This window comes from Marinobacter sp. NP-4(2019), from assembly GCF_003994855.1.
Lineage (GTDB): Bacteria > Pseudomonadota > Gammaproteobacteria > Pseudomonadales > Oleiphilaceae > Marinobacter.
In genome coordinates this window covers 2215152-2231367 of sequence record NZ_CP034142.1, presented here as the reverse complement: position 1 = coordinate 2231367, position 16216 = coordinate 2215152, and the positions used below count along the sequence as shown (strand labels likewise).

Genomic DNA, 16216 nt, shown 5'->3' with positions numbered 1-16216 from the left:
ATCCAACTTTAAGGTCAAGCGCAAAATACAGGCTTGACCTTAAAGCTTACTTCAAAGTTAAGGTCGTTCCACAACGACACAGAGGCTGCAGTATCTCAAGCAACACGATAATCAGGAGTAACATCATGAGTGAGCAGAACAAGCAGAGCGAACAAGAGCCGTGGATGATCTATGGTGCCTACGGTTACACCGGCGAATTGATTGCCCGGGAGGCGGTGCGCCGTGGACACAGGCCAGTTCTCGCGGGGCGTAGCCTTGAAAAAGCTCAGGCGCTGGCCAATGAACTTGGCCTGGAAGCCATTGGTTTCAGCCTGGATAACGTTGAGCAGGCGACTCAACAGATTAAAGGTTTCTCGCTGGTGCTGAACTGTGCGGGGCCCTTCTCCGCCACGGCGGAACCCATGATGAAATCCTGCATAACGGCACGGGCAAACTACCTGGATATCACCGGTGAAATCGCCGTGTTTGAACTGGCACAGTCCCTCAACGACAAGGCCCGCTCCGCCGGCATCGTGCTCTGTCCGGGGGTGGGCTTCGACGTGATTCCCACCGACTGCGTCGCGGCCTCCCTGAAAGCCGCCCTGCCGGATGCCACTCACCTGGCTTTGGGCTTCGATTCTCGCTCCGGTTTTTCACCGGGCACGGCGAAAACCTCCGTGGAAGGTCTGGCCCAGGGCGGAAAGGTGCGCCGTGATGGCAGGATCGAGACAGTGCCTCTGGCCTATCAGGTACGCCGCATCGACTTCGGCGACGGGGAGAAAGATGCCATGACCATCCCCTGGGGGGACGTGTCCACTGCGTATCACAGCACCGGCATCCCGAATATCGAAGTTTTTATTCCAGGCTCTCCCCGGATGATCAAAAGCGCCAGGAGTGCCAACTATGTCCGGCCGCTACTGGGCATCAAATTTGTCCAGAAGCTCATCAAGGCACGTATTGCGAGGACGGTTAAAGGCCCCGATGAAGCGGCGCGGGCAAAGATGCCCACCTTTGTCTGGGGTGAAGCCACCAACACCCGGGGTGAAAAGAAAACCGCTCGAATACGAACGGCCAATGGTTATAGCCTGACGATCACCGGGTCTTTGGCGGTTATCGAACATCTGATGGAGAGCCAGCCAACGGGTGGAGCCTATACACCATCCAGGCTTGTTGGTGCAGATCTTGTCACACGTCTGCCTGAGTCAGGAGACTTGGTGATTCATTAGTATCTGAGCAACTCCGACACGTGAGCGAGTGGCTTGGCGGGGCTGCTCGTTACGTTTTGACCTTAACCTTTCCCAATAAAGTCAGAGGCCTCTTGCCTGGTGAAAAACACGCCAAACCGGACAAACCCTGAAATAATCGAGCCTTTGATTTGAACCACTCGCCCAGTCACGTCTCTCTCTGCGATCCAGTCCTCGGGTAAGCCGTCAATCAGATGAAATGGCGCGGGTTGACCGTCGCGGAAACGGGAGATTTCCACCTGGCCGGTATAAGTATCCTGAAATGCGGGAACAAAACGGGCCTGGGCGTTATGCTCACTGACGCCTCCGGTACCGGCGAATCGACGGTTCTCTTCTACCAAAAACGATGCATGTTGCTGATCAAACATTTGCGCCACCTATATCACTTACTCGCTACAGCAGTGTCATCTCCTTACCGTTTTCCGGATCTCTCCCTTAAAAGAATCGTATCAATGATGATAATTTAACACAACAGTTGTTATGTTAATTTTTAAAGAGGCGAACTGGTGTCCATTCACACCACGCTTTCGGGCTTGGTAATTTCCAGAGAACTTCAGAGGAACGCTGAGGGAAGAAAAAAGCCGGATCAAAGACCCGGCAAAGCGGACACAACTCCAATTTGGTTGGCGGGTTCCCGAGCAAGAACCCGCCCTGTTTTTAAGCGGCCTCCGACGTCCTCGGGACCATTCAGCTTGACCCGACATCACTTCCCCACCCTTGTCTCGCAGCAGGAAATGCGCCAGCGCGGGCAATAGTGTGAGCGCCCCAATCATGTTCCAGAGGAACATGAACGTCAGCAGGATGCCCATATCGGCCTGAAACTTGATGGGCGACAGAATCCAGGTCGCTACGCCAATTGCCAGGGTCAGGCCGGTGAAGGATACGGCTTTGCCGGTTGTCTTGAGGGCCTCCTGATATGCCTGACGGAACGGATGCCCCAGTGCCAGGTAGGAGTTGAGACGACTGTAGATATAGATCCCGTAATCAACCCCGATTCCCACGCCCAGCGCAATTACCGGCAGGGTAGCCACCTTGATGCCGATCCCCAGCACCGCCATCAGCGCCTGGCAGAGTAGCGACGTCAATGCCAGTGGCACCAGAATACAGATCACCGCTTTGACGGAACGGAACGTCAGCAGCACCATCAAGGCAACAATGCCGTAGACATAGGCCAGGATTTCAAACTGGGCACGTTCGATGACTTCGTTCGTGGCCGCCTCGTAAGCAGCATTTCCCGCGCCCAGTTGGAACCAGATATCAGAGTCGTTGTGAGCGGCCGCGAAGTCCCGAACCACACCAACAACCCGTTGCAGGGTTTCCTGGCTGTGATCGGTCAGTTCCAGTTTCAGCTTCTGATGATCACAGCTGGCACTTCCGCCAGTGAACGAGAACCCGGACACGGCAATGGCGCGACTCAGAACCCGCTCATCCCGAGGCAACGCCATCATCTTCAGGTTGCCTTCGTTGCCGAGGTAACGATTCATCTTGGCGCGGGTCGCCGGCGAGTTCACCGACTTAACCCCTTCGGTATTGGCGAGCTGCCATCCCAGGCGATCAATCAGCTCGATGGCCTTGTAGGTCTCGCATTTCCCCTCGGGCATGCCGGCGAACACCGTCATCAAATCCGTACTGGTGCTGAAGTGGCTGGTGATGTAGTTGGTGTCCAGGTTATAGCGGGAGTCGGCACGCAATTCGGGTGCGCCCTTGTCCAAATCGCCTATCTTCAAACCCTGGCTGAACCAGATACCCCCACCGGCCAGAACCAGAGCAGCAACAACAGCGACACGCGCCAACTTTGGCTCGGCAAAGTGTGCAAGACCATCCCAGAGCGCTGATTTTTTCTGCAGTTTGTATTGGGCATGATCGACACAACGCTGGGACACGCCAACGTAGGACATCAACACCGGCAGCAGAACCAGGTTGGTAAAGATCACCAGAGCCACACCAATGCTGGCCGCCATTGCCAGATCCTTGATGGCGCCAATATCGATCATAAACAGGGTCGCAAAGCCGATGCCGTCACTGATCAGCGCTACCAGCCCCGCCTTGTGCAGATGGTGAAAAGTCACCCGGGCAGCGTTGAACCGGTCCTCGCCCTTGGCCGTCTCATGGGCGATGGCATTGATCACCTGCACGCCGTGACTGACCGCGATGGCAAACACCAGGAACGGCACGAGAACTGAGAATACCCCCAGCCCATACCCCAGCAGATTGATCATGCCTAACTGCCAGACCACGGCTACCACAGAACAGACCAGCGGGATCAGGGTGGACTTGTAGCAGCGCGAATAGTTGAACAGCAACGCCGCTGTAATCAGGAATGCAATCAGGAAGAACAACGCCACCTGGCCGAAACCATCCACCAGATCGGCCACTTTTTTCACATCGCCGATCACATGGAGGCTGATGTTGTCGTCCTGGTGTTTCTGGCGTACCTGTTCCAGTCGATCCGAGAAGGCATTGAAGTCCAGCGGCTGCTGCGTTGCCGGATTGATCGGCAGCACCTTAAAATCGATCATGCTGGCCTTGAAGTCGTTGGATACATAGCTTCCCACCAGCCCCGCACGGAAGACGTTGGTGCGGATAATGTCCATCGCTTCGGCGGTGTCATTGAACGAGGCGTTGTCGATCACCGGGCCACTGTCATAGCCCAAGGGTGTGATCGCAAACCAGAGCATACCCGGCGACCAGAGGGAGTTGACGCTACTGGTGTCCACGCCCTCGAGCAGCGACAGGTCGTCACTGATCTGCTGCAGTTTGACCAGGTAATCGTAGTCAAAAACGGTGCCTTGCTCGCGTGCGACCGCCACCCGAATAATGCTGCTGTCGCCAACGCTCTCGGTTCCGAGAAACTCCCTGGCGTTAGTCACAAACTCATGGCTGCCCGGGATCAGTCTCTCCAGTCGGGTGTCGGGTTGCACCAAACTCGCCTGCCACGCCAGATAGACCGTGGCCACCAGGCTGAGGAGCAATATGGGTAGGCGGAAAGTAAAAACCGCCCTTGTCAGCGCTGAAAACTTCAGCCCCTGGTTGGGATTACTCATTCTTGTTCTCCTCCGTTCACCGGCCTGGCAGCTGTGTCATGGCCTGGATACCACCCAGCCCAACCATCACGTAGCTGTCCGGTGACTGCTGAACCACACTGCTTAAAGGCAGGCCATTCTTACGCTGGTATTTCTTCACCGAAGCCAGGTCCGCTGAGACATGCAACATCACGCCTTCGGTACCAACAACAAGTGCCGATCCATCGGCCAACCAGGTACCACCGGCCAGCCCCATCTCGGTGCGGGTCTCCAGCTCACGCCAGGTCTCCCCGCCGTCCTTGCTGGTAAATAGCTTGCCGCCAACCCCGGAGAGGATCAGCCAATCGCTGCCGTCAGGGGCACGTTTGGCCAGGATGCCGTGGAACGATCCATTGTGGTCGGTCTGCAACGGTTCGAAGCTGTCACCCCCATCAAGGGAACGGAACAGCAGGCCGACTTCGGAGGCAATGTACAGCGTGTCGGCATCGGTGGCGGCAATGGCAAAGAAATGCCATTCATCGGGGTTGTTGGCATGATCAGACCAGTCTTGCCAGGTCTCGCCGCCGTCCTCGGTGCGATAGAGCTTATCGAAGACGCCGACGGCATATCCTTCATTGGCGTTCTTGAAGTACACATCCGACAGTGGACCCCGGATTTCGGCATTGCGGGCGTCGAACTGTTTCTGCCAGCTCAGCCCGCCATTGTCGGTATGCACGATTGCCGCATCCTCCCCGACGGCCCAGCCCTGCTTCTCGTCGACAAAAAACACGGCATTCAGTTGAGTACGTACCGCAACCTCGGACTGCTGCCAGTCCTTTCCATGGTTATCTGAGAAGAGGATATGTCCACGCTCCCCTACCGCTACCAGGCGCTCATCCACCTGCGTAATGTCCAGAAGCAGGGATTGAGGTGCAGAAGGCATTATTTGCGCAGGCGTATCCAGGGGGTCCTGGTATTCCGCCCTCGCACTTTCAACACTCACGACAGCGGCCAGCCCTGCGGCAAATAGCATGCTCATGGAACGGCAGCCTGTGCTGCGGCGATTGGCGTTGGTTAGTCTTTTCATAAAGTCCCCTAGCTATAAGGCGAGACTCCATCCCAAAGTAGTGATGGAGTCTCAACCCAATCGGTTCTTACCGGCCCCGACGACGCAAGGCAGATGCGGAGTAATACGCCGACTGCGGCGCCTCCTCATCGAAGGTCGGCGCTCGCTCTTCACCGGTTGCACCACCGATGGCGTAGTAACCACCGACCTTCAGGTCGTAGTGAACGTTGATGCCACCCGCAGTGACCGGAACCTCAGGTGCGGTGACCGGGAAGTTGAAGCCTACGCGCCACAGGTTGCCGTTACCGTCATACTTGTCGGTCGCCAGAATGCTCCAGGTATCCTCGTCGATGTAGAAAACACGCTTGGCGTAGATATGACGGGCATCGGGCTTGACGGTGGCTTCAACCACCCAGACACGGTGCAGCTCGTAACGTGTCAGCTCCGCGTTGATCACAGGCGTGCGATAGACATCCTCCACGGAGTGCTTGATGGAGTTGAGGTAATTGTTGTTGTACGGTACGTACATTTCCCGCTTACCCACCAGTTTCCAGTCGTAGCGCTCAGGCGAACCGGAGAACATGTCGTAGTCATCAATCACGTTCATCGGCCGGTCCGGCGTATCAAAGGCCAGATTGGGTGCGCGTCGAGCACGGCGCTCCCCGGGATCGTAAGTCCAGGCCTTGCGGGGATTTTCCTTGGCATCGATGTATTCAAGCGCAACGTACCCTTCCCCGGCATCCCGGGCCGGAGCGTGCACAGTGGCGGCGTAACGGAATAAGGCACCTTCCTCCCGGGTTTCGTCGGTAATGCTCGGGTCGTAATAGGTATAGTGGACCTTGTTGCTGAACCACCATTCAAACTTCTGGTCGTTGTTGTAAACAATGGTCGCGATTGCTGATGGAACGTTGAGGTAGGTGCCCAGGAAACGCAGGTTATGGTTCCAGATGGCCTCATTTCCGTTTTTTGGGATCGGGAACGGTATGGCTCCCCAAACGCCAGAGACGCCGTTACCATCATCCACCAGCTTGGCGGTGGTGGCTTGCTCAGCAATGCTGTCATAAACCCGCTGCGGCCATGCGGCGGTGCGGTGGGTCTCATAGACTGGCATGCTGAACTCGGGATAACGCTCCAACAACGCAATGGAGCCGTCGGTTAGCCGATCCGCGTACTGATCCATATTGGCGGCAGTGATTGTGAAAAGAGGCTCTTCGTCGGCGAACGGGTCCGGGCGGTCGTCACCCCGCTCCCATCCGGCCGGCACCTCTGTAAGACCGCCGGTCCACTCCGGAATGGTGCCCTCGGCATTCCCCGCGCGCTCGGCGCCAACCGGCGTCAGATCCTCTTGCAGGCGCTTTACCTCTGCAGAACTGATGGCCGCAGAAACGTTGGCGGTATAAAGGCTTAACGTAGCAACCGCCGTAAACAGGACTTTTCTATTCAACATTGATTGGATCCCCCTTTGCGCAGGCTCAGAACTTGTAGTTGACAGACAGGTTGACGTTATCCTGGGTCTCATAGTTGGAGTTGTCCTGGTTTAACCAGTTGTACCCCAACGTGGTTTCCAGGGAATTGCCGACATTGGCCGTCAGGGAAACCGTGCCAAGCGTTCTGTCTTCGGCGAAATTGCCCCAGAAATGGGAGTTACCGTGAAGATCCCTTTGCAGGAACAGTCCGAGGGTGAGATTGGTTCCCGGATAAACCGCATACCATGTTCCGCTCCATTCGGCGGCGACGCCGTATGCCAGATCATCCGGCGCTACAACTTCCCCGTGGACGGAATTGTGGGCCTGAAGGTTGTCCAGGTCGCCGTCGATATAGTCGGCGCCGAGCTGAACAAGCAGCTGTTGCGCGTCGATACCCAGCGGTAACGCGCCACCCAGCCAGATGCCGTGAACTGAAGCGTTGACGGTGTCATGCTCTTCAATGTTGCGGCCTTTGGCATCAAACGTGGTCAGGTTTGTGAACAGCGGCCGGTCTGGCCGATAGGCCACTTCACCATTGATTGACCAGGTGCCAACCGTGGTGGCCATGCTGAGCCCAAACATATCCAGGTCCTCGGGCCAGACCTGTTGGAGGCCTGTTGCCGAGCCCAGGTCGTCCGAACTGCCCGGCACAGTCAGTTTTATGAACGGGAGGGTTTCATGGTACCGGGAGTAATAGACCCCAAGTTCCGTGTCATCGGTAACAAAAACGCGGCTGGACACGCCCCACTGACCGCTATCATCTGGCTTGCTGTCACGGTCCCGTATCGGCACGCCCAGTAGTGGATCGACTTCGGTGCCTCCACGGAAGAAGAAGTCGTCGCTGTAGAAGGTGCCGCGGGGTCCGAATTCGGCTCTTTCCCAATCGGTTTGCACATAGGCCGCAACCGACGCGCTGTAGCCGATACCCATCTGGGCATAGACACTGTTCACCCCGATATACGCTTCCTTCAGTTCCGATCCCGGGGTAACCAGCTTGTTGAAGTTCAGAGGTACCTGAGTTGAGATGCCGTCCAGAAAATACAGCCCTTCGCCCCAGTTGATGACCTGCTTACCCACACGCACATCAAGCGGGTTCTCGGCGATATTGAAAGACCCGTAGACATAGGCATCCAGAACGTCGTAGAAGTTGCCGGCATAATCTTCCGCGGCGTCCGTCCAGGGCACCGAGTTACCCATAAAATCAACCGATTCGTCGTGCATGATCTCGGTGTCGTATTGGTAGGTAACAGAGCCTGCAAAGCCATAGTTTCGCCAATCCAGCCCCAGTTCCGCGGTGGCCTTGAAGACGTTGGATATCAGGTCGCCGGCCTCCGGCACCCGGGCATCGGAGAGATAGTTGGGAGTGGTACCAGTGCCCAACAGGTTATTAGCCGGGTTCAATGCAGAGGGTTTCGCATCCTCGGCACGCACTGAGGCCGCATACCCCAGAGTGATATCCAGGTTGCCGGACACCTCACTGTCTTTACCGAAGTCAAATTGCATGGCCTGCACTTGCCCAACGCTCGCCAGGCCGATACTTCCGGACAGCATCGCAACTGCCAGTGGAAGTCGTTTTAATCGGAGACTCTTTCTCATTACATGGACCTCTCGTCATTTCTTGTTGTGCTTATCCCTAATCCGAAGGTGCGTCCCTGCCTTTCTATAGGTACATTTACGTAACAGTTGTTAGGACTTTATCAAGGCAAGCTCTTAATGACAACAGGTGTTATTATTATTTTGTGGCGTTAGGGTGAGCTTTTAATAACTCATGTTTTCCTAAATCAAGCCACCTGCTAAGATGGGCCGAAACGATGGAAACGACATTTGACTATGGAACTGCCACCGACCTATGACTCATTCAGACTCTCCCGCCTCCGCGACCAATGGTCGTCCCATTGCATCCAGCAAAGCCAAGCCGACAAGCCGACGGGGACGACCAGTCGGAGACCGCGAAGCCAAACGTGCAGAATTGTTGGCCGCTGCCATAGCGGTGACAGCGCAAGAAGGCTACGCCGGAGCGTCGATGCGCAAAGTGGCGAAACATGCAGGGTGCACAACAGGTGCAGTCACCTACTACTTCGCCAACAAGGAAGAGATGGACGCGGCTGTCGCACAAAGCCTCTTCGACAGGTTTGATGATTTGCTGGACGCCAACCGGGACGAGATCGACGTCAGGGGATTAATCCAACAGTGGCTGGACTGGACTCAGGTTGATGAGACGGACCTTTGGCTTGCACTCACCCAATTACTGGCCCATGCCCGACACGAGCCCGCATTCGCAGACATCGTGCAACGGCGATACGCCAAATTCCGACAAGCGCTCACATCAGTATTGGAGAAGGGGCAAAACCAGGGCGTCGTACGAAGTGATATAGCGGCCGACCTGCTCGCCGACCAAGTCAGTGCCATGGGCGACGGATGGATGATGCTGATGCCGATTGAACCTGAGCGGTTCAGGCCTGGCCGTGGCCAGGCTCTTATGGACGCTGCCGTTACCCTTCTCTCGCCGCCCAGAGCGCCGGACACCGCAACGTAGCTAGTTTCATCCCGACAAAAGAAGGACTTGCACGAGGATTCGTCTTATGAGCGACCATGAATTAAAAACAACCCGGCGAGGCCGGCCAGTAGGCGATCGCGAGGCGAAACGGGCCGAACTGTTGGCCGCGGCAATATCGGTGATCGCCCAGGAAGGCTACGCCGGAGCATCCATGCGCAAAGTGGCCAAACAAGCCGGATGCACAACGGGGGCGGTCACATACTACTTTGCGAACAAAGAAGAGATGGTCTCCGCGGTCGCACAAGGCTTGTTCGATCAGTTTGATACTATGCTGGATTCCGGCGAGGGATCTGTCGATGTCAGGGTTGTCATCCAACAGTGGCTGGATTGGACAAGCCTTAACGAGACAGACACCTGGCTCGCCGTGTTTCAGTTGCTGGCCCATGCCCGGCATGAACCAGCGTTTGCCAGTGTGATACAACAACGATACTTTCGCTTTCGCCAGGGTTTGGCGACGATCCTGGCGAAAGGACAGGCGCAAGGCGTCATTCGGAGTGACATTCCAGCAGACTTGCTGGCAGACCAGCTCAGTGCGATCAGCGATGGCTGGATGATGATGCATCCGATTGAACCTGAAAGGTTTGAGCCGAGCCGGGCAAAAGCACTTCTGGATGCGCTAATAACCCTGATAGAGCCCCCTCCTTCTAAGCATTAAGCATCTTCTGGATTCGGTTTGTCGCTTCCTGGGTTCGATCCGCCAGTTTTTTTACCTCATCCGCAACCACGGAAAATCCTTTCCCTGCGGCACCTGCACGTGCCGCCTCGATGGCCGCGTTGAAGGCAAGCAAATTCGTCTGGTTCGCCAAACCGCTGATCACATCAGCCACTTCCGATATCTTGCGATAGGTTTCGTGACTGTTTTCCTTAAGCTTCTGGTGTGAGGCCACAGCCGCATGCTCATCGCCAATATCCCGCACTGCGCCGATGATTCGTACCAGATTTCCATCCTCGTCCCGTATTGCCCGACCCCGCTCACGAAACCAACAATACCCATCGGTTTTATGGCGCATTCGATATTCCACAATGTACTCATCGGCACCGGACGGAGACAGCAGCTCAGCCTCAATAGCTCCCATGACTCGGGGAAGATCGTCAGGGTGAGTAATCATGGCCTGGCTATCCAGGCCATCCGGCAATTCTTCCCGGCTGTATCCAAGCAGATTCCGGAAGGCGTCTGTAATGATCAATCTGCTTTGCGGATCGTCAATTCGTCCGTTGCTAACAACGAAGTCCCATACACCTTCCGTGAGTGCTGACTGAATCAACCTCCAGACATGCTGCTCCGCCCTGAGCGCTTCGACTTCCCGCTCATGGGCATCCACTGCTAACCATGCCGTGTGTATTTGCTCTTCCAGTTCCTTGATACGCGCATCCCGGTCGGAAAGCTCATCGGCATGCCGACGCTCCAAAACCCTGATACGGGCGGCCAGAGTTTCAACTTCCGAACAGAGCATCGACTCCGACCGACGGGCCTCCTCGACGAATAATCGAATGGACGAGCCTACCGCCGGATGCCGCCGTAATCCCGGGAAATGGCCGCTGTCTGCTTCTTCGCCATTCCGTTTGAGCTGTTCGATAAAGCCGACGATGTCGTTAGCCAGCTTTCTCGACGAATGCTTCATTAACATCGGCTCCCCCGCTGGAAATCGTTGCACGTTTCAGGGCATAGAAAGCGTAATACAGTACTACCACCAGGTAGGACCAGGTTGTTAACGCAAGGATGAGGAAGATGATCTGCTGCTCATCGCCCGGTATTTTGAAAAAGTCGTAGATAGTGGCAATAGCCTGCCCACACAACATGGCAATAACGACATGCACTGCATGACGGTACTCCCCTACCTGAATCAGCCTGTACCCGAAATAAACGAGGTAAATCGAGAATGCACTCCACATGACCAGGTAGAAATAAGGCAATGGTTTGGCAAACGCATCGATCGACAGCAGTGCCGCCGTTCCCGCAAAAGCGCCGACGAAAAACAGGATATCGACGGTCTTGGAGGGCTTGTAGTTATGCGTCACCGCCATCAGGCCAGCGGTGGCGATAATCGGAATGCCGGCAGCCCTTGAGAAGGCATCCAGAAAGAACGAGATGTCATAGGCGAGTTGGGACTCGTTCATAAGATAGATAAAAAGGTTTGTGGTCGACACCGTAACGACCAGATACTCTATACCAAGCAGGTAGTTACTTCTCCTGAGGAACTTAATCCCCCAGATCAACGTGGTCGCCCACAGCAAAATAGTAGCGACACACAGGATGGCAATTTTGATATCCATAATGACTCCCAGTGGTTTGTAGGTAACGCGTGGTTGATCAGTTGGTGATCGGAGGAAGGCCTGCCAGGTAGCTGGCAATGGCCTTGCGCTCATCCGCTGAAAGGCTCCCAACCATACTGTTCATCACGCCTGTGACGTCCTTACGCTCACCGCTGGCAAACGCATCGAGTTGTTTCAGGAGATAGTCATAGCCCTGGCCAGCCAGGAGCGGAAACTCGCCCTGTCCAGTCAGATTTTTACCGTGACAGCCGGCGCAACCACCGGCTTCGACCAACCGTTCGCCCTGCTCCTGAAGCTTTGGATCCACCTCGAAGAAGCGGTTTTCCTTGGCGATCTGCCTGGAAAAGAACTCCGCATAGAGCTGGATTTCCTCCTCACTCATGGTCATGGCGAGCGGGGCCATATTCGGGTTGTCCCGCTGACCGTTTGCAAACTCGCGAAGCTCGGTTGCGAGGTAGGATTCGGGTTGTCCCGCCAGACTGGGATAGCCCTGGTGCAGCGAATTCCCGTTACGGCCATGGCACGTTTCACAAGCGTCCGTCAGGTGAGGCCATTCACCTTTATTGGCCTGGTAGGCCTCCTGTGACTCCGTGAGATAGGCCTGGAGCCGGACGAGATCCACCAATTGGGGCCCGAAAAACACCAGTGCCAGTGCAAGGACCGCCGGAATACCGATAAGGATTTTTTTCTTCATGTACGCCTCCTCAACCGCAGGGCATTCAGTGCCTCAAGGGCGCTTTGATGACCGGAGCGAACCGCTCCATCCATATAACCGGCCCAGATATCGGCGGTCTCGGTACCGGACCAGATAAGTTTGCCGCTGGGTGGGTTCAGGGCTTCGCCGTGGGTGGTCCAGAATCCCGGCGGAATTGCGGAAATACAGGTGATGGTCCAGGGGTCCACCTGCCCCCAGTCCTGATCGTGGTAAGCCACGGGGCGCAAGGCTTTGTCGCCCCAGGCCTGGGCATAGATTTCCGCCAGGGCGCGTTTCGCCTGGTTGTGATCGGACGGCAAATTGGCGTTGGATACGAAGGCGTTGATAACCCCCACCTCGCCATTGACCGGCGAGTTGTCGTAGGCCCAGATGATGGGACCGTTGACCTGGAAGATATGACCGTTAAGCCCCTGCTCGCGCCAGAACGGGCGGGAATAGACCATCGCGGTCTTCCGCGCCGGGGAATGGGCGGGCCAGGCGCGCTGAAGCGCTGCTCTTTTCTCGGGGAGAGCCGGGCTGAACTCAATCTGCTGACACAACGGTGGACTGAGCGCCATGATCACCTGGCGGGCGCGTATGGTCCCCTGATCCGTGTGCAGGGTGACCACATCGCTATCCCAGTCGGAAATTCTCCGAACTGGACAGGACAAGCGCAGCTTATCCCCTAATTCTTTTGCCATCTTGATGCTGAGGAGCTGGGCGCCACCCACAAACCGGGTGCCCTGGGCGCTGTCCTTGATGGAGTCCAGCTTGAAGTAGTCACTCGTGGCAGAGTTGATCATGGACAGAAAATGCAGGAACCCCATCTTTGCAGGCATCACGCCGCCGGTGAGGGCTATGCTGCCGTCCCAGCTAACTCGGTCCTCTGGCTTAATGTCCTGCCTGGCCAGCCAGTCGCCCACTGAAAGCTTGTCCAGTTCTTCTGCCCTCGGGGATCTCCAGGGCGCTCCTGAAGGCACATCCCGCGAGAGTTTGCTCAGTTTCTCGGCTATCGCATGATCGGTACCAAAGGTCCCCTCCAGATCGATCGCCAGCTGCCCTTCGCCACCCAGGATGACGGTCTTGCCGTCGTAGTAGGACGGGAAGGTTTCTACCTCCAGTTCACGAGCGAGATCCGCCACGGCCGTCTGGCTCGGGCCGATCCACTGCCCACCCACGTCCGATACTTCACCGTGTCCCACGTCGTAGTTGAGCGTTCGTCCGCCCACCCGGTCCCGGGCTTCCAGGACCACAAAGGATTCGCAGCCGGCACGCTGAAGGTCACGGGCCGACGTCAGTCCGGACAGCCCGCCACCAATGATGGCGATATCCAATACGTCGTCGGACGAAGCGGATTCCAGGGTTGCACCTGCTTTTGCGAGCCCGGCACTTAAACCGAGCCCTCCCGCGGCAGCCGATGCGCCGGCAAACTTGAGTAATTGCCGGCGTTGCGCGTTGATCGAAGTGTCAGAGGAAACTTTCTTAGCCATATTAGCGTGCCTCAGTGTCGTGCCTCGTTTGCAGGGTCAAACCAGAGATTAGCAAGCCCTCCAATTTAACGCAACACCCGTTATTTTTAATTTCAGATAAGGATTCAGGCTCTGACTTTGCCGATCCGCCGGGTTAAGCCCTTACCTCTGATCGCCTGCTCTTTGCTCAATAACGATTGTTATGTATATTAGCATAACATCCGTAATGTTAATTGGGATGGATAACGCGACAAGGGTGGATTATGAAATCAGATAACGATAAACAGCCCCATAGAGCCCGTCGGCGCTTTCTGGTCCGGGCCTTGGGTGGGGGCGCCCTTGCGGGCGGGCTTGCTCTGGCAGGAAGAGCAACAGCAACGACTGCCCGCTTGGGTGAGAACCTTTTGAGAACGGCCGACACGGATGTGGTGGACGTGGCAATCATTGGAGCAGGCCTGGCTGGCCTGACATCGGCCAGGGATCTACAGCGCGCAGGCTGCGAATCCTTCGTGGTCCTGGAAGCCCGGGACCGGGTGGGCGGCCGTACCTACAACCACGAGTTGGGCGATGGCGTCGTCTCGGAAGCCGGTGGCCAGTGGATCGGTCCCGGACAGACGGCCATTGCGGACCTGGCTCGCCAGTTGGAAGTGGACACCTTCGACCAGTACTACCAGGGCAAAACCGTCTATCTGGCAGGTGATGCCCGGTACGCCGAGGAGTCCGGCAATGGCGGCGCCAGCGTCAGCCACCACATCGCCAGTAAGTTGAACGACATGGCACGCTCGGTACCGGGTGACGCGCCCTGGACCGCTCCAAATGCCGCCGAGCTGGACAGCATGACGGTTGGAGAGTGGTTGCAACAACAAGGCGTGAGCAAGGAAGACAAGATCGGATTCAACATGTCGACCACCCTCACCTTCGGCTCCTCACCCGCCAGCCTCAGCCTCCTGCACTTTCTCTCGATCATCAACACTTCCGACTGCAGCATAGAGCAGCTCGAAGGGATCAAGGATGGCGCCCAGGAGACCCGATTTGTCGGCGGTTCACAAATCCTCTGCACCAGAATGGCGGAAGACCTGGGTGACAAACTCAAACTCTCCTGCCCGGTACGGAAGATCGTCGGCTGGGACCAGGATATTGTCGAGGTGCATACCGATCAGGGTGTTATCCGGGCCCGTCAGGTCATCACGGCACTCAACCCGGCCCTTTGCAACCAGTTCACCTACAGTCCGGCCCTTCCCTCGGGCCGGGCACAGCTGCAGGCCAATTGGCCGGCCCATGCGCCAATGCGAAAAACCGTTCATGTCTATCCCCGCCCATTCTGGCGGGACAAGGGCCTGAATGGTCAGGTAATGCAGCTCGACGGGCCGGTGATCTGGTCCTATGACAATTCTCCGCCCGATGGGTCCGTCGGTGTCATCAACGCTTTTATCAAACCGGGGCAACTGACCCATGACGCCAGGCAGGCGGAAAGCGTGCTGACGGATATCTATGCCCTCGCACTGGGCGAAGAGGCCCGGCACCCAACCCAGTTCCATGACCATGATTGGGGCAAGGTCGACTCCTGGAGCCTTACCTGCATCCATCCTATTCCGCCAGGCTTCTGGACCCGATGGGGCAGGTTCCTGCGTCCATCGACCGGTCGGTTGATCTGGTCCGGCACGGAAACGGCTGACATCTGGCCTGGAGCGATGGACGGGGCGGTCCGCTCTGGTCACCGGGCTGCCTTCCAGGCTTTACAGGCACTCACACAAGTCGGGAGGAACACCTGATGAAACGAATTATCAAGATGGCCGCCACCCTGGCAGTAGCCGGCGGTGTGGCCCTGGGCGCGGTGGTGGGTCCGGAGCTGTGGGCGGGGTACCAGTTCTTAACGGTCGTCGACCAGCAAACCGCAGAGTACGAAGCCAATGGTGGCGAATGGCCGCAGCTCCAGGATACCTGCGCCCTGTGCCATGGCCAGAACGGACAATCCGGGAACTCTCTGTACCCGTCCCTGGCGGGGCTATCGGCGTCGTACATCCAGAACCAATTGCATGCCTATGCGAACGGTCGCCGACACAGCCCTCAGATGCAACCGCTTGCCAGGAGCCTGAGCGACGACCAGATCGAGATGCTGGCGGCTTACTTCGAGCGTCAGGCACCGGTCATTGTCGAGTCCCACGAGGCCAATGGTTCCCTGGATGAACGGGGACAGGACATCGTGAACAACAGCGGGTGCACAAGCTGTCATGGCGATCAGCTCAATGGCACTCCAAACGGCCCGCGCCTGGCGGGCCAGGGTGAGATCTATCTGGCCGATCAACTGACAGCGTTTAAGCGCGGCACCCGCAAGGATCCTACCCAGGCGATGAATGGCATGGCCGCCGCATTGTCGGAGGAAGACATCCAGGCAACGGCCCGCTACCTGTCGAGCCTGGCCCCAACAAGTCGCAATACCCAATAAACCACTAACGGAGATAACT

General features: G+C 56.8%; 14 protein-coding genes. 5 read left to right on the top strand and 9 right to left on the bottom strand.

Features of this window, described 5'->3' with window-relative positions:
• Nucleotides 1-125 precede the first annotated feature (125 nt).
• Nucleotides 126-1205 carry a saccharopine dehydrogenase family protein gene (locus EHN06_RS10195; protein WP_127332484.1) on the top strand — a complete coding sequence of 360 codons (1080 nt, stop codon included), beginning with the start codon at nt 126-128 and terminating at the stop codon, nt 1203-1205.
• Nucleotides 1206-1267: 62 nt separating this feature from the next.
• Here the strand turns inward: EHN06_RS10195 and EHN06_RS10190 are convergent, their stop codons facing one another.
• The 5 genes from EHN06_RS10190 to EHN06_RS10170 form a co-directional block, all read right to left on the bottom strand.
• On the bottom strand, nt 1268-1591 hold the full coding sequence (locus EHN06_RS10190; protein ID WP_127332483.1) for a hypothetical protein: 324 nt from the start codon (nt 1589-1591) through the stop codon (nt 1268-1270).
• Nucleotides 1592-1672: 81 nt separating this feature from the next.
• On the bottom strand, nt 1673-4267 hold the full coding sequence (locus EHN06_RS10185) for an efflux RND transporter permease subunit (protein ID WP_127332482.1): 2595 nt from the start codon (nt 4265-4267) through the stop codon (nt 1673-1675).
• A gap of 16 nt (nt 4268-4283) precedes the next feature.
• The gene (locus tag EHN06_RS10180; RefSeq protein ID WP_127332481.1) at nt 4284-5312 is read right to left on the bottom strand and encodes a YCF48-related protein; all 1029 of its coding nucleotides are present in this window, start codon (nt 5310-5312) and stop codon (nt 4284-4286) included.
• Between the two features lie 67 nt (nt 5313-5379).
• On the bottom strand, nt 5380-6738 hold the full coding sequence (locus EHN06_RS10175) for a DUF1329 domain-containing protein (protein WP_164735598.1): 1359 nt from the start codon (nt 6736-6738) through the stop codon (nt 5380-5382).
• 25 nt (nt 6739-6763) lie between these two features.
• Entirely contained in the window at nt 6764-8353 is a 1590-nt protein-coding gene (locus EHN06_RS10170; RefSeq protein ID WP_127332479.1) for a DUF1302 domain-containing protein, read from the bottom strand.
• Between the two features lie 253 nt (nt 8354-8606).
• Here EHN06_RS10170 and EHN06_RS10165 point away from each other — a divergent pair, with 253 nt between their 5' ends.
• Nucleotides 8607-9293 (top strand): TetR/AcrR family transcriptional regulator, encoded by a 687-nt coding sequence (locus EHN06_RS10165; protein ID WP_127332478.1) that lies wholly within the window; start codon nt 8607-8609, stop codon nt 9291-9293.
• 46 nt (nt 9294-9339) lie between these two features.
• Nucleotides 9340-9969, top strand: a complete 630-nt coding sequence (locus tag EHN06_RS10160) for a TetR/AcrR family transcriptional regulator (RefSeq protein WP_127332477.1) — start codon at nt 9340-9342, stop codon at nt 9967-9969.
• On the opposite strand, the gene EHN06_RS21695 is transcribed toward EHN06_RS10160, so the two are convergent.
• From EHN06_RS21695 to EHN06_RS10140, 4 genes are read right to left on the bottom strand one after another with little or no spacing between them, the layout of a single operon-like run.
• Entirely contained in the window at nt 9959-10936 is a 978-nt protein-coding gene (locus EHN06_RS21695; RefSeq protein ID WP_323053025.1) for a PAS domain-containing methyl-accepting chemotaxis protein, read from the bottom strand. The genes EHN06_RS10160 and EHN06_RS21695 overlap by 11 nt on opposite strands.
• Nucleotides 10908-11588, bottom strand: a complete 681-nt coding sequence (locus EHN06_RS10150; protein ID WP_127332475.1) for a hypothetical protein — start codon at nt 11586-11588, stop codon at nt 10908-10910. The genes EHN06_RS21695 and EHN06_RS10150 overlap by 29 nt, the downstream gene beginning before the upstream one ends.
• 37 nt (nt 11589-11625) lie before the next feature.
• Nucleotides 11626-12282, bottom strand: a complete 657-nt coding sequence (locus tag EHN06_RS10145) for a c-type cytochrome (RefSeq protein ID WP_127332474.1) — start codon at nt 12280-12282, stop codon at nt 11626-11628.
• Nucleotides 12279-13772, bottom strand: a complete 1494-nt coding sequence (locus tag EHN06_RS10140) for a flavin monoamine oxidase family protein (RefSeq protein ID WP_127332473.1) — start codon at nt 13770-13772, stop codon at nt 12279-12281. Before EHN06_RS10140 ends, EHN06_RS10145 begins: the two co-directional genes overlap by 4 nt.
• Nucleotides 13773-14014: 242 nt before the next feature.
• Here EHN06_RS10140 and EHN06_RS10135 point away from each other — a divergent pair, with 242 nt between their 5' ends.
• Nucleotides 14015-15523, top strand: a complete 1509-nt coding sequence (locus EHN06_RS10135) for a flavin monoamine oxidase family protein (protein WP_127332472.1) — start codon at nt 14015-14017, stop codon at nt 15521-15523.
• The gene (locus tag EHN06_RS10130) at nt 15523-16197 is read left to right on the top strand and encodes a c-type cytochrome (RefSeq protein ID WP_127332471.1); all 675 of its coding nucleotides are present in this window, start codon (nt 15523-15525) and stop codon (nt 16195-16197) included. The genes EHN06_RS10135 and EHN06_RS10130 overlap by 1 nt, the downstream gene beginning before the upstream one ends.
• The last annotated feature ends 19 nt before the right edge of the window (nt 16198-16216 follow it).

Coding starts and splice junctions, on each gene's coding strand:
- EHN06_RS10195 (WP_127332484.1), top strand. CDS start 126: ATGAGTGAGCAGAACAAGCAGAGCGAACAAGAGCCGTGGATGATCTAT.
- EHN06_RS10130 (WP_127332471.1), top strand. CDS start 15,523: ATGAAACGAATTATCAAGATGGCCGCCACCCTGGCAGTAGCCGGCGGT.
- EHN06_RS10145 (WP_127332474.1), bottom strand. CDS start 12,282: ATGAAGAAAAAAATCCTTATCGGTATTCCGGCGGTCCTTGCACTGGCA.
- EHN06_RS10165 (WP_127332478.1), top strand. CDS start 8,607: ATGACTCATTCAGACTCTCCCGCCTCCGCGACCAATGGTCGTCCCATT.
- EHN06_RS10150 (WP_127332475.1), bottom strand. CDS start 11,588: ATGGATATCAAAATTGCCATCCTGTGTGTCGCTACTATTTTGCTGTGG.
- EHN06_RS10180 (WP_127332481.1), bottom strand. CDS start 5,312: ATGAAAAGACTAACCAACGCCAATCGCCGCAGCACAGGCTGCCGTTCC.
- EHN06_RS10140 (WP_127332473.1), bottom strand. CDS start 13,772: ATGGCTAAGAAAGTTTCCTCTGACACTTCGATCAACGCGCAACGCCGG.
- EHN06_RS10190 (WP_127332483.1), bottom strand. CDS start 1,591: ATGTTTGATCAGCAACATGCATCGTTTTTGGTAGAAGAGAACCGTCGA.
- EHN06_RS10135 (WP_127332472.1), top strand. CDS start 14,015: ATGAAATCAGATAACGATAAACAGCCCCATAGAGCCCGTCGGCGCTTT.
- EHN06_RS21695 (WP_323053025.1), bottom strand. CDS start 10,936: ATGAAGCATTCGTCGAGAAAGCTGGCTAACGACATCGTCGGCTTTATC.
- EHN06_RS10175 (WP_164735598.1), bottom strand. CDS start 6,738: ATGTTGAATAGAAAAGTCCTGTTTACGGCGGTTGCTACGTTAAGCCTT.
- EHN06_RS10170 (WP_127332479.1), bottom strand. CDS start 8,353: ATGAGAAAGAGTCTCCGATTAAAACGACTTCCACTGGCAGTTGCGATG.
- EHN06_RS10160 (WP_127332477.1), top strand. CDS start 9,340: ATGAGCGACCATGAATTAAAAACAACCCGGCGAGGCCGGCCAGTAGGC.
- EHN06_RS10185 (WP_127332482.1), bottom strand. CDS start 4,267: ATGAGTAATCCCAACCAGGGGCTGAAGTTTTCAGCGCTGACAAGGGCG.